Here is a 12,698-nt window from a genome sequence, read left to right as displayed (position 1 = left end):
AGTTCAGTCGGTTAGAATACCTGCCTGTCACGCAGGGGGTCGCGGGTTCGAGTCCCGTCCGTTCCGCCACTTATTAAAAGCCCTGAGCTAACGCTCAGGGCTTTTTTCTTATCTGACGTTTAATTATTGCGAAATCAGCAAAAATCCTCTGCATTTTGCGATCTTTTTCTCTATAACACCGCCAGCGATAATCGTCCTCAGTTTACGAACATAATGATTGAGGAATAGTATGACTCTCCCTGCATTTGGTCTGGGCACTTTCCGCCTGAAAGACGACGTTGTTATCGCATCAGTTAAAACCGCACTCGAACTGGGCTATCGTGCTGTTGATACGGCGCAGATCTATGAAAACGAAGCTGCCGTTGGACAAGCTCTCGAAGAGAGCGGTGTACCGCGTAATGAGCTGTTTATTACCACGAAAATCTGGATTGAGAATCTCAGCAAAGACAAGCTGATCCCAAGCCTGAAAGAGAGCCTGAAAAAACTGCGTACTGACTACGTGGATCTGACGCTGGTCCACTGGCCATCACCGAACGATGCCGTCTCCGTGGAAGAATTCATGCAGGCGCTGCTGGAAGCGAAAAAACAGGGCTTAACGCGTGAAATTGGGATCTCCAACTTCACGATCCCGCTGATGGAAAAGGCCATTGCTGCTGTTGGCGCAGAAAATATTGCGACCAACCAGATTGAGCTCTCTCCATATCTGCAAAACCGCAAAGTGGTGGACTGGGCAAAACAGCATGGGATCCACATCACCTCATACATGACGCTGGCCTACGGTAAGGCGCTGAAAGATGAGGTAATTATCCGTATCGCCGAGAAGCATAATGCGACGGCTGCGCAGGTCATTCTGGCATGGGCAATGGGTGAAGGGTATGCCGTGATCCCATCATCCACTAAGCGTGAAAACCTGGCGAGCAACCTGTTAGCAATGGATCTTCATCTGGATGCTGACGATAAAAAAGCGATCGCAGCCCTGGAGTGCAACGATCGCCTGGTCAGCCCGGAAGGCTTAGCGCCAAACTGGGATTAAGTTTGACCCACCCTCTGTAACCTGAACCCTCACACAGCTCCTCCGGGAGCTGTTTTTATATGTTCACTCAGAAAATCGATAAAGGCACGAATGCGCGTACTCACCGCTCTGTCGCTGTAATACACCGCGCTAAAAGGCATTTCGACTGGCAGGCGTTTATCGGCCATCAATTCCACCAGTTCACCCCGCGCAATCTCCTTATCAATCATATAGTCAGACAAACAGGCGATACCGTTGCCTTCAAGACACAATTGCTTCAGCGTCTCCCCGCTGTTGGACGACAACCCGCAGGTGATCTCATGCAACTGACCGTCAGGGCAGGCGACGGGCCAGGTATTTAGCGAGACGGGTTCCGTAAAGCCGAGACACAAATGCTGTTTCAACTCCTCAACCGTCTCCGGTTTGCCATGTTCAGCAATATACTGTGGCGACGCGATAATTTTACGGTAGCTGGCAAACAGCGGGCGGGCCCGCAGGCTTGAATCGGTCAGGGTTCCCGCCCGGATCGCCACATCTACCTTCCGCTCGATGAGATTAATAAACGTCTCGGACGAGACCAGAGAGAGCGTCATCTCCGGATAGCGTTCACGGAAAGGTTTGATCAGCGGCATCAGAAAATGAAGCACAACCGGCGTGGCTGCATCAATGCGCAGTAACCCACGCGGCGTGCTGCGGGTCTCCATAATCTCGGTCTCTGCTGCGGCCATCTCCTGCAGTACCGACTGCACGCGGCGAAAATAACGCTCACCTTCCTCCGTCAGGCTCAGCTGCCGCGTCGTTCGGTTGAGCAGACTCACCCCAAGCTTCATCTCCAGCTTTTTTACCGAGCGGCTGATGGCTGAGTTAGCCTGTCCCAGCTGTTCGGCCGCGCGGCTAAAGCTGCCGCTTTCAACCACGGCGACAAAGATTGTCAGCTCTTCTGACGTTGCTTTCATTGTTGCACCACCCGCAAAATTCTATTGAGATTTTGACCATTTTTGTTATTTAAGCACTGGCGCATACTGCCTGTCATCTTAATCCTGATGATACGGAGTATTTTATGCCACTGGCGCTACTTGCCCTGACGATCAGTGCCTTCGCAATTGGCACGACCGAATTTGTTATCGTGGGGCTGGTCCCCACCATTGCTAACCAGCTTGCGATCTCGCTGCCCTCCGCCGGATTGCTGGTGTCTATCTATGCCCTGGGCGTTGCCGTCGGTGCGCCAGTCCTGACGGCCCTGACAGGACGTTTCCCGCGTAAGCAGCTGTTAGTTGCACTGATGGTGCTGTTCACCGCCGGCAACGTGCTGGCCTGGCAGGCGCCGGACTACACCACGCTGGTCATCGCTCGGCTGTTGACCGGCCTTGCTCACGGGGTGTTCTTCTCGATTGGTTCTACTATTGCAACCAGCCTGGTACCCAAAGAGAAAGCGGCATCCGCCATTGCGATCATGTTCGGTGGGTTGACCGTTGCACTCGTTACGGGCGTACCGTTGGGCACGTTTATCGGACAACACTTCGGCTGGCGTGAAACGTTCCTGGCCGTCTCCCTACTGGGCGTCATTGCCCTGGTGACCAGCCTGCTGCTGGTGCCGTCGAATAGTCCAGGCCGGGCCAGCGCTAGCTTGAGCGATCAGCTGAAGGTACTTACGCATCCGCGTTTGCTGATCATCTACGCGGTTACGGCACTGGGCTATGGTGGCGTATTCACTGCTTTTACCTTCCTGGCACCGATGATGCAGGACCTGGCGGGCTTCTCTCCCAACGCCGTGAGCTGGATCTTGCTGGGGTACGGTATTTCCGTTGCGATTGGCAATATCTGGGGCGGCAAGCTTGCGGATAAGCATGGTGCGGTACCGGCGCTGAAATTCATCTTCGCCGCGCTGGTTGTTCTGCTAATGATTTTCCAGTTCACCGCCTCGATACAGTACGCCGCGCTGGTCACGGTACTGGTCATGGGGATCTTCGCTTTTGGTAATGTGCCAGGGCTTCAGGTCTACGTTGTACAGAAAGCCGAGCTTTATACGCCAAATGCGGTGGACGTGGCATCGGGGTTGAACATTGCCGCATTTAATATTGGTATTGCGCTGGGTTCAATTATTGGCGGACAAACCGTCGAGCACTTCGGATTGACCCAGACCCCGTGGATTGGCGCGGTGATTGTCCTGATCGCCTTCCTGCTGATTGGCCTGAGCGGACGTCTGGATAAGCCAGCCCGCGTTGCGCTGGGGTAACATCAGTAAGCGCTGGCTTACAAAACTGGAAAGCGGTTTCTCAGAAATTGCGTTGAAAGTGTGACCTAAAGTCCCTATAACATTAGAACCAGTCCGTTTTCCGGACTGGTTCATGTTACAGAGGCTGTTTCCAAAAGTGCGAAAAAATACCTATGCCATGCGTTATGTTGCCGGAATGCCCGCGGAGAGGATCTTGCCTCCGGGGTCGTTTGCGAGCATCAGTCAGGCATTACCCGCCGGCACACCGTTAAGCAGCGATGAAAAAATCCGCGTACTGGTGTGGAATATCTTTAAGCAGCAGCGTGCGGAGTGGTTATCGGTACTCAAGAATTTTGGCAAAGATGCCCATCTGGTTCTGCTCCAGGAGGCGCAAACCACCCCTGAGCTGGTCCGGTTTGCCACCACTCACTATCTTGCCGCCGACCAGGTACCGGCCTTTGTTCTGCCTCAGCACCCCTCGGGGGTGATGACGCTTTCAGCAGCACATCCGGTTTATTGTTGTCCATTGCGCGAACGCGAGCCTATCCTGCGTCTGGCGAAATCGGCACTGGTGACGGTCTATCCACTGCCGGATACCCGTATGCTGATGGTCGTGAATATCCACGCGGTAAACTTCAGCCTGGGCGTGGATGTTTATAGCAAGCAGTTACTTCCGATCGGCGATCAGATTGCGCATCACAGTGGGCCGATCATTATGGCCGGTGATTTCAATGCCTGGAGCCGCCCGCGCATGAATGCGCTGTACCGCTTTGCGCGCGAAATGTCGCTGCGTGAAGTTCGTTTTAGCGATGACCAGCGCAAAAAAGCCTTTGGTCGTCCTCTCGATTTTGTCTTCTACCGTGGTTTAAGCGTACACGACGCCTCTGTGCTGGTGACGCGGGCCTCCGATCATAACCCTCTACTAGTCGAATTCAGTCCCGGCAAACCTGATAAATAATGGTGTGTCAGGTCTGCCGTGGGGCAGACCTGCGCGGGTGCTGCCCTTCTATTTTTAACCCACCAAGGACAGTACGATGACAACAACACACTCCCATCATGACAACGTAGAAAAACAGTTTGGTTCTCAGGCAAATGCCTATCTGAGCAGCGCCGTGCACGCTTCAGGTCGCGATCTGGTGCGTCTCGGTGAACGTCTGTCGGCATTCCCGCAGGCGCACGTGCTGGATTTAGGCTGCGGGGCAGGGCATGCCAGCTTCACGGCTGCGCAGCAGGTGGCGCACGTAACCGCATATGACTTATCCAGCCAGATGCTGGAGGTGGTTGCTGAAGCGGCGAAAGCGAAGGGACTGGGCAACATCGATACGCGCCAGGGCTATGCCGAATCCTTACCTTTTGATGATGCCTCGTTTGAGGTGGTGATCAGCCGTTATTCCGCGCACCACTGGCATGATGTTGGCCAGGCATTACGCGAAGTCAAACGCGTTCTGAAGCCGGGTGGCATCTTCATTATTATGGATATCATGTCGCCTGGGCATCCGGTACGTAATATCTGGCTGCAGACGGTGGAAGCGCTGCGCGACACCTCCCATGTGCAAAACTACGCCAGCGGAGAGTGGTTATCGCTGCTCACGGAAGCGGGGCTGATCGCGCGTTCGTTAATCACAGACCGTTTACCGCTGGAGTTTAGCTCGTGGATAGCGCGTATGCGCACCCCGGAAGCATTAAGCCAGGCTATCAGGCTGTATCAGGAGAGTGCGTCGGCAGAGGTGAAGGCGTACTTTAAACTGCAGGACGATGGTTCATTTACCAGCGATACCATCATGGCGGAAGCGCAAAAAGAGGGATAAACAAAAAAGGCACCGAGGGGAATCGGTGCCTTTTTATCTTTCGGTCGTGTTATCAGGAGTCTGGCGTCGCGCTGTTCTTCACAAACAGCGTTAGCTGGTCGCCCGGTTTCAGATTGTCAGTATCGTTGTTCCAGCGCATCACATCTTTGATGTTCACGCCGTGACGTTTTGCGATACTGGACAGCGAATCACCCTTACGCACGCGATAGGTTATGCTATCGCTGTTGCTGGCGAGACGCTGTGCGCTGCTACCTGCACCCACCGTCAGAGTTTGACCCACTTTCAGGCCTGAACTGCGCAGGTTATTCCACTGCTGCAGATCTTTCGCATTCACGCCAAGACGTGACGCAATGCCCGAAAGCGTATCACCTGAACGAACCTTATAGCTGCGGCTGTTAACTGATGATGCATCCGCGATCAGCGTTGACTGAACGGCGGCGATTTCACCCGAAGCTAAAGACTCACGTAACTGCTCAGCATGTTTCTGCGGAACCATTACATACTGCGGGCCACTCGCCCCCAGCGTTGAGCCTTTAACGCCAGCATTAAAGGTTTTCAATTTACTTACCGACATACCCGTCATATCAGCAACCTGTTGAATATCAACCGGATTGCTGAGGCGAACGCGCGCCAGTGCACGACTTTCGTCTGGTGTTGGCAGTTGTACACCGTAACGCTTGCTGTTCTTGAGAATATCGCTCAAAGCCAGCATTTTCGGTACGTAAATCTTTGTTTCCTGTGGCAGTGAGAGCGACCAAAAATCGGTGGATTTACCCCGTGCTTTATTCGCTTTCATTGCCTTCAGTACACGACCTTCGCCGCTATTGTACGCTGCGACCGTTAACAGCCAGTCGCCGTCAAACATCTTGTTCAGACGTTGCATCATGTCGAGAGCGGCTGTCGTTGAAGCGACAACATCGCGACGCGCATCATAGTTGCGGGTCTGTTTCAGACCATAGTTTCGCCCGGTGCTCGGAATGATCTGCCAAATGCCTGCAGCATTGGCGCCAGACGTCGCGTGTGGGTCAAAAGCGCTCTCCACTATGGGTAGGAGTACCAGCTCCATAGGCATGTTACGTTTCTTAACTTGCCCGGCTATCCAGTACATATACGGCTCTGCCCGTAACGTTACATCGTGGAGATAGCTCTTATTACTTAAATACTTCTGTTTCTGTTCGCGAATCCGGCTGTTTTCCGGAATTCCCATCTTTAGCTCGTCGCCAATAGAGGTCCACAAGTCTTGCTCCTGCGCGAAAGATGTCCCATCGTCCATCCAGCGCGCCGAACTTGTAAACTTCCCTGCTTCCCCTTGACCAGCTGCAGAAAGGCTCTGTGCGTGCTGTTGTACGTTGCTGCCGTTCTGCGACTGGCAACCTACAAGCAGGACAGAGGCGAGTAATATCGCTTTTGCCTTCATGTGTGTGTCAATAGTTGCTTAAAAGACGAGCGATGATAACGGCGAATTTTTGAAAAGGCAACCAGCAATTATCTGAAGTTATCTTTCTTTGACCTTAACCATGCAAATCGCTGTTCTGGTTGTTGCAAATTTGTTTCTTGGTTAATTTTGCTAATTAAATCAATATCATCTGTTCGCAAAAATAAATTAATTTGGCGCTCGTTTTTCAGAATTACGGGGAGTGTGTTTTGGTTTTTTGCACGTAACTCCTTCACTTTGTGATAATAATCCTTAATCGCCCGATCCTCAGGCAACAGGCTGACGGCAAACTTCATATTCCCTAATGTATACTCATGCGCGCAACAAATAACGGTGTCATCGGGTAATGCGTTAATCTTCTGTAAAGACTGATACATTTGCGCTGGTGTTCCTTCAAACAGCCTTCCGCAGCCCCCTGAGAACAGCGTGTCACCGCAAAAAAGATAAGGCTTACTGTAGAAACACAGATGTCCCAAAGTGTGACCCGGTGTGGCAAATACGGAAAACTCCCACTCGCGTATGAGGATTTTTTCGCCTTCTTCGACTACTTGCGTGACACCCTTATCTTGTGCCTCTGACGGTCCGTAAACCACAACATGCGGAAAATGGGTACGCAGTTCAGGTACACCGCCCGTATGATCGTTATGGTGATGCGTCAACAGAATGGCTTCCGGCTGCCAGCCGTTCTCTTCTATTGCGCGCAATACGGGGGCGGATTCTCCGGGATCGACAATGACGCATCGACGTTCATCGTCAACCAAAACCCAGATGTAATTGTCCTCAAAAGCAGAAATACTGATAAGATTCATACATTACCTCTTATAGCGTGGCGGGTGTGTTGATGAAACCGGCAAGGATACCTCAGACTGTCGCAGCACCGGAACGTTGGGCGGAACTGCCCTGGGGTGAATATTATCGCGAGGCGTTAGAGCAACAGCTGAAGCCCTGGCTCGCGAAAATGTATGGCTTTCACCTGCTTAAGATTGGCAATCTCAGCGCGGAAATCAATACCGAAAGCTGCGCTATCTCGCATCAGGTGAACGTCTCTCTCGGCGGATCGCCGGTTCAGGTGAAAGCAGACCCGTTACATCTGCCGTTTGCGGAAAAATCCGTTGATGCGTGTTTGCTCGCACATACGTTACCCTGGTGCAGCGATCCGCACCGTCTGCTTCGCGAAGCCGATCGCGTGCTGATTGATGACGGCTGGCTGGTGCTGAGCGGATTCAATCCGCTGAGCCTGATGGGCCTGCGAAAGCTGGTACCGGTGCTGCGCCGGACGCCGCCTTACAACAGCCGGATGTTCACCATGATGCGCCAGCTCGACTGGCTGTCACTGCTTAACTTCGAAGTGCTCTGCTACGGCGGCTTTCAGGTGCTGCCCTGGGCACGGCAGGGGGGCGTCTTGTTGAGCACGCATTTGCCTGCCTTAGGCTGCATGCAGTTTATCGTCGCGCGTAAGCGAACCATTCCCCTTACGCTTAATCCCATGAAGCAGAGCAAATCGAAAACGCCGATCCGCCAGACCGTTGGCGCCACGCGGCAGTACAGAAAGCCCTGATCAGGATTCAGGCTGATAGCCCGCGTCCTCATGCGCAGGGTTAGCGGCTGCCGCACGCGCCAGTTCGTCACAGCGTTCGTTTTCCGGATGACCGGCGTGCCCTTTAACCCACTCCCACTTAATCTGGTGCTGGCCCAGGGCGGCATCAAGCCGTTTCCAGAGATCGACGTTCTTGACCGGTTTCTTATCGGCAGTCTTCCAGCCGCGTTTTTTCCAGTTATGGATCCACTGGGTAATTCCCTGACGAACGTACTGGCTGTCGGTACTTAACACCACGTCACAATGTTCTTTTAGTGCCTCCAGCGCCACAATGGCCGCCATGAGCTCCATCCGGTTGTTGGTGGTCAGAAAATAGCCTTCGCTAAAAGTTTTTTCATGCTGGCGATAACGCATAATCGCGCCGTAGCCGCCGGGACCCGGGTTGCCGAGACAAGATCCATCGGTGAAAATTTCTACCTGTTTACGCATCTCTGGTAGACTTCCTGTATTTGAAACGTTCAGTTAAACGATAAGTCTGACATAAATGACCGCTATGAGCACTGCAATTACTCGCCAGATCGTCCTCGATACCGAAACCACCGGTATGAACCAGATCGGCGCGCACTACGAAGGGCATAAGATCATTGAGATCGGCGCCGTTGAAGTGGTGAACCGTCGTCTTACGGGGAACAACTTCCACGTCTATCTCAAGCCCGATCGGCTGGTGGATCCCGAAGCGTTCGGCGTTCACGGTATTGCCGATGAGTTCTTGCTGGATAAGCCGACTTTTGCGGACGTGGCTGACGAATTCCTGGAATACATCAGGGGCGCTGAGCTTGTTATCCACAACGCCTCGTTCGATATCGGCTTTATGGATTATGAATTCAGCAAGCTTAATCGTGATATCCCGAAGACGAACACCTTCTGTAAGGTGACAGACAGTCTGGCGCTGGCGAGGAAAATGTTCCCCGGCAAGCGTAACAGCCTGGATGCACTGTGTTCGCGCTACGAGATAGATAATACCAAACGAACGCTCCACGGGGCGTTGCTCGATGCCCAGATCCTCGCCGATGTCTATCTGACGATGACCGGTGGGCAGACGTCTATGAAGTTCAGTATGGAAAATGAGTCGCAGCAAACGCAGGGCGAAGCGGGTATTCAGCGTGTCGTCCGTCAGGCAAGCCGGCTGCGGGTTGTTTTAGCCAGTGATGAAGAGCTGCTTAACCACGAATCCCGTCTTGATCTGGTGCAGAAGAAGGGCGGCAGCTGCCTGTGGCGTGCCTGAAAAAACGCCGGAATGCCTGTAAAATCATCGTTTGGGCGATTTTTGCAGCAAACGATTCAAAACGCGAGAAAAAGCGTTGACGAGATCGGAGGCGCACCGTAATATGCGCCTCGTTCCCCAAACGGGAACAGTGGAGCGGTAGTTCAGTCGGTTAGAATACCTGCCTGTCACGCAGGGGGTCGCGGGTTCGAGTCCCGTCCGTTCCGCCACTATTCAGAAGGCCTGAATCAGAAATGATTCAGGCCTTCGTCGTTTCAGCAAGCTGTGATTCCATTCCCTCTCTTCTGACTTGTAGTTAACAAAAAGTTAATATCAATAGTGCAATTAATTAACAATTGCACACCATTAGTGCATTCTTTGCACTGTTGTTGTGCATTTTTCCACCGCCGGCTATTCAGGCACGAGTCAGATTGTGTCTCTCTGTAAAAAAGAATTCATACAGAATCATCTGCTTATAACCCGCTATGCAAAAAATTACTGAACCAATTGCAGATTGGTTTGGTTATTGCTTAATCATTAGCACGATAAGCGTCATTCCATATCAATAACTTATCGTTAATAAAAATAAAGCAATGATGAAAGCGAGCGAACCAATATAGAAAAACCGTCACGGTTTCTGGCAAATTCCAGCACCGCGCTTGAACAGCTGCGCGGGCTAATCAACCAGCACGAGTCAACACCAGGCACTCCGCTGCCCACGGAACGTGAGCTGTCGGACACACTCGGTGTAGGACGACGTGAAGTGCGTCGCGCGCTGGACGTGCTGGAAGAAGAGGGGCGCATCTGGCGTAAGCAGGGCAAAGGGACCTTTATCGGCCCGGCTGCACCCGTTGAACCGCTGGCCCTTCAGGGATTGGTTCAGCAAACCAACCTTCTGGAAGTGATGGAAGCTCGTCTGCAGCTGGAACCCGGCTTAGCCCGGCTTGCGGCACTGCGTGCCACCAGGGAAAACCTTGCGCTCATGCAGCGCATGCTGGAACGCATCGACAAGGTCAGCCCGGATGACCGCGATCTCAACGAACTGTGGGATAGCGCCTTTCATCGCGCCATTGCGGAAGCGGCTGGCAACCGCCTGATGCTCGGCCTGTTTGATGCCATTGATGCCGTGCGGCGTGAACCGGGCTGGCAGCATCTGCGCGAGCTGGCACGCACCCCCGAGCGTGTCGATAGCTATAACGACCACCATCACAAGATCATGGCTGCCATTATCCATCGCCAGCCTAACGAGGCCGCGACCGCGATGCGCGAACACCTGCTCAGCCTGCAAACCGCCCTGATTCAGGCGATCCACCTCGAGGACGACTTCACGCCATGACGACAATCCCCTTTAAGGACGCCACGCCCGTATTGCAAGTAAAAAACCTCAACGTTACGTTCGCGGGCTCGCCGGTAAGCGTGCTTGACGGTATCTCGTTGACCGTCAGGGCGGGCGAAACGCTGGCGCTGGTGGGAGAATCCGGCTGTGGGAAAAGTATCACCTCCCTGGCGCTGATGGGGTTACTGCCCGCCAGTGCACGGATCGTCAGCGGGGAGATGCAGTTTCGTCGCCACGATCTGCGCAAGCTCTCGCCGCGGAAATATGCCGATCTGCGCGGTAGCGAGCTGGCGATGATTTTCCAGGAGCCGATGACCTCGCTCAATCCGGCGTTTACGCTGGGCGATCAGCTGAGCGAGGCGGTTATGCGTCATCAGGACGTCTCGCGCGCAGAGGCGATGAAGATCGCGCTGCAGATCCTTGAGAAAGTGCAGATTCCGGCAGCAGAGATGCGATTGAAAGCCTATCCCCACCAGCTTTCCGGCGGCATGCGCCAGCGCGTGATGATAGCCATGGCGCTGATCAATCATCCTAAATTATTGATTGCCGACGAGCCGACCACCGCGCTCGACGTCACCATCCAGGCGCAAATCCTCGCCTTGCTCAACACCTTGAAAGAGGAAACCGGCACGGCGGTGCTGATGATCACCCACGATTTAGGCGTGGTGGCCGAAGTGGCGCAGCAGGTGGCGGTGATGTATGCCGGACAGGTGGTAGAGCAGGGAAGCGTCGAGGCGATATTTGCCGACCCGCAGCACCCGTACACCATCGGCCTGATGGGCTCGATCCCCTCCCTTGGCGCACGCAAGGGCCCGCTTTCCACTATTCCCGGATCGGTCCCGCTGCCGGAATCCATGCCGCAAGGCTGCCGTTTCGCAACGCGCTGCCCGTTTGCGCAGTCGCGCTGCCATGATGAAAAACCGCCGCTCGCCACGCTCGGCGCGGGCCATCGGGTTGCCTGCTTCCGCGTGCCGCTCGAACACCACATCGCCCTGGGAGAGACCGCATGACCACGCCCATTCTGGAAGCTCGGGACCTCAGCAAGCTGTTCCCCGGCCCGAAAAAACTCTTTACCCCCGCCCGGTTCGTCACGGCGGTCGATCGCGTGTCGCTTGCCGTGATGCCGGGCGAAACGCTGGCGATTGTCGGCGAGTCCGGTTCTGGAAAATCCACGCTTGGCCGCCTGCTGCTGCGCCTGCTGGCCGCCAGCGAAGGGCGCGTGTTTTATCAGGGGGAAGAGATCACCCACGCCTCGGGCGCGCGGCTCAATCAGCTCCGCCGCGAGCTGCAGATCATCTTTCAGGATCCCTTTGCCTCCCTGAACCCGCGCATGACGGTGGAGCAGATCGTCGGTGAGCCGCTGTGGCTGCACCAGAACATGAAGAAAGGGGACCGGCAGTACCGCGTTGCCGAACTGCTTAAGACCGTGGGCCTGCCCGCCGCCTGGGCCGGGCGCTACCCGCACGAGTTTTCCGGCGGGCAGCGCCAGCGTATCGGCATTGCGCGCGCGCTGGCCTCGGGACCAAAGCTGCTGCTGGGCGATGAGCCGGTATCCGCGCTGGATGTGTCGGTGCAGGCGCAGGTGGTCAATTTACTGGAAAGCCTGAAGCACCAGCTGGGGCTGACGATGGTGATTGTCGCCCACGGTCTGGCGGTGATCCGCCACATGAGCGACCGCGTGGCGGTCATGTACCTCGGGCAAATCGTCGAGCTTGCCAGCGTCGATGAGATCTTTGACGCACCGTTGCACCCCTATACCCAGGCGCTGATCGCCTCGGCGCCGCAGATGCAGCCGGGCGCTGAACGCGACGCGCCGCTGCTGCAGGGGGATTTACCGAACCCGGCCAGTCCGCCGTCCGGCTGCCGTTTCCACACCCGCTGCCCGTACGTCACCGACGAATGCCGTCAGGTCGAGCCGATTAGTCAGGTGCTCGACGGCGGGCGTCAGGTTGCCTGTCATCGCTGGCAGGAGATCAACCGCGATCGCAGCGTTATCCAGATCGCACCGCCATCCGCTGCGTTTCTGCGCCGCCGCGCGCTGTTTGAACACGCGGCCACCCACTCGTCCCTTCCTTCAAGGAACTCATGATA

At 54.8% G+C, this 12,698-nt stretch carries 13 protein-coding genes and 1 tRNA gene; 10 read left to right on the top strand and 4 right to left on the bottom strand.

What is annotated here, in order from left to right:
- Positions 1-229: 229 nt before the first annotated feature.
- Entirely contained in the window at positions 230-1,033 is an 804-nt protein-coding gene (gene dkgB / locus C6A40_RS22955; protein WP_045335355.1) for a 2,5-didehydrogluconate reductase DkgB, read from the top strand.
- A 29-nt stretch (positions 1,034-1,062) separates the two neighbouring features.
- On the opposite strand, the gene yafC is transcribed toward dkgB, so the two are convergent.
- The gene (yafC, locus tag C6A40_RS22950; protein WP_021242864.1) at positions 1,063-1,968 is read right to left on the bottom strand and encodes a DNA-binding transcriptional regulator YafC; all 906 of its coding nucleotides are present in this window, start codon (positions 1,966-1,968) and stop codon (positions 1,063-1,065) included.
- 104 nt (positions 1,969-2,072) lie between these two features.
- On the opposite strand from yafC, the gene C6A40_RS22945 reads away from it, so the two are divergent.
- From C6A40_RS22945 to C6A40_RS22935, 3 genes are all read left to right on the top strand, one after another.
- Positions 2,073-3,248, top strand: coding sequence for an MFS transporter (locus C6A40_RS22945; RefSeq protein ID WP_045335356.1), 1,176 nt, complete (start codon positions 2,073-2,075; stop codon positions 3,246-3,248).
- Between the two features lie 136 nt (positions 3,249-3,384).
- A complete protein-coding gene (locus C6A40_RS22940) occupies positions 3,385-4,185 on the top strand; it encodes an endonuclease/exonuclease/phosphatase family protein (protein WP_025912579.1) in 801 nt (266 codons plus the stop codon).
- A gap of 76 nt (positions 4,186-4,261) precedes the next feature.
- The gene (locus C6A40_RS22935; RefSeq protein WP_045335357.1) at positions 4,262-5,035 is read left to right on the top strand and encodes a class I SAM-dependent methyltransferase; all 774 of its coding nucleotides are present in this window, start codon (positions 4,262-4,264) and stop codon (positions 5,033-5,035) included.
- A 52-nt stretch (positions 5,036-5,087) separates the two neighbouring features.
- On the opposite strand, the gene mltD is transcribed toward C6A40_RS22935, so the two are convergent.
- Positions 5,088-6,452: a murein transglycosylase D gene (gene mltD, locus C6A40_RS22930; protein WP_023293221.1), complete on the bottom strand. Its 1,365-nt coding sequence runs from the start codon at positions 6,450-6,452 to the stop codon at positions 5,088-5,090.
- 68 nt (positions 6,453-6,520) lie between these two features.
- On the bottom strand, positions 6,521-7,279 hold the full coding sequence (gene gloB, locus C6A40_RS22925; protein WP_023343408.1) for a hydroxyacylglutathione hydrolase: 759 nt from the start codon (positions 7,277-7,279) through the stop codon (positions 6,521-6,523).
- 32 nt (positions 7,280-7,311) lie between these two features.
- Between gloB and C6A40_RS22920 the strand changes: the two genes are divergently transcribed.
- Entirely contained in the window at positions 7,312-8,028 is a 717-nt protein-coding gene (locus C6A40_RS22920) for a class I SAM-dependent methyltransferase (RefSeq protein WP_008500277.1), read from the top strand.
- On the opposite strand, the gene rnhA is transcribed toward C6A40_RS22920, so the two are convergent.
- Complete coding sequence (gene rnhA / locus C6A40_RS22915) at positions 8,029-8,496, bottom strand: ribonuclease HI (RefSeq protein ID WP_008500276.1); 468 nt, start codon at positions 8,494-8,496, stop codon at positions 8,029-8,031.
- 64 nt (positions 8,497-8,560) lie between these two features.
- On the opposite strand from rnhA, the gene dnaQ reads away from it, so the two are divergent.
- From dnaQ to C6A40_RS22890, 5 genes are all read left to right on the top strand, one after another.
- Positions 8,561-9,292 carry a DNA polymerase III subunit epsilon gene (gene dnaQ / locus C6A40_RS22910; RefSeq protein WP_025912581.1) on the top strand — a complete coding sequence of 244 codons (732 nt, stop codon included), beginning with the start codon at positions 8,561-8,563 and terminating at the stop codon, positions 9,290-9,292.
- Between the two features lie 132 nt (positions 9,293-9,424).
- Positions 9,425-9,501 (top strand) — tRNA-Asp (locus tag C6A40_RS22905).
- Positions 9,502-9,887: 386 nt separating this feature from the next.
- The gene (locus C6A40_RS22900; protein WP_021242871.1) at positions 9,888-10,607 is read left to right on the top strand and encodes a FadR/GntR family transcriptional regulator; all 720 of its coding nucleotides are present in this window, start codon (positions 9,888-9,890) and stop codon (positions 10,605-10,607) included.
- Complete coding sequence (locus C6A40_RS22895) at positions 10,604-11,617, top strand: ABC transporter ATP-binding protein (RefSeq protein WP_045335358.1); 1,014 nt, start codon at positions 10,604-10,606, stop codon at positions 11,615-11,617. The genes C6A40_RS22900 and C6A40_RS22895 overlap by 4 nt, the downstream gene beginning before the upstream one ends.
- Complete coding sequence (locus tag C6A40_RS22890) at positions 11,614-12,696, top strand: ABC transporter ATP-binding protein (protein WP_031275319.1); 1,083 nt, start codon at positions 11,614-11,616, stop codon at positions 12,694-12,696. Before C6A40_RS22895 ends, C6A40_RS22890 begins: the two co-directional genes overlap by 4 nt.
- The last annotated feature ends 2 nt before the right edge of the window (positions 12,697-12,698 follow it).

Source organism: Enterobacter sp. GER_MD16_1505_Eko_090, from assembly GCF_003331015.1.
Classification (GTDB): domain Bacteria; phylum Pseudomonadota; class Gammaproteobacteria; order Enterobacterales; family Enterobacteriaceae; genus Enterobacter; species Enterobacter roggenkampii.
Note: the sequence above shows the minus strand (reverse complement) of the source record. Positions and strands in the feature narration are given on the sequence as shown.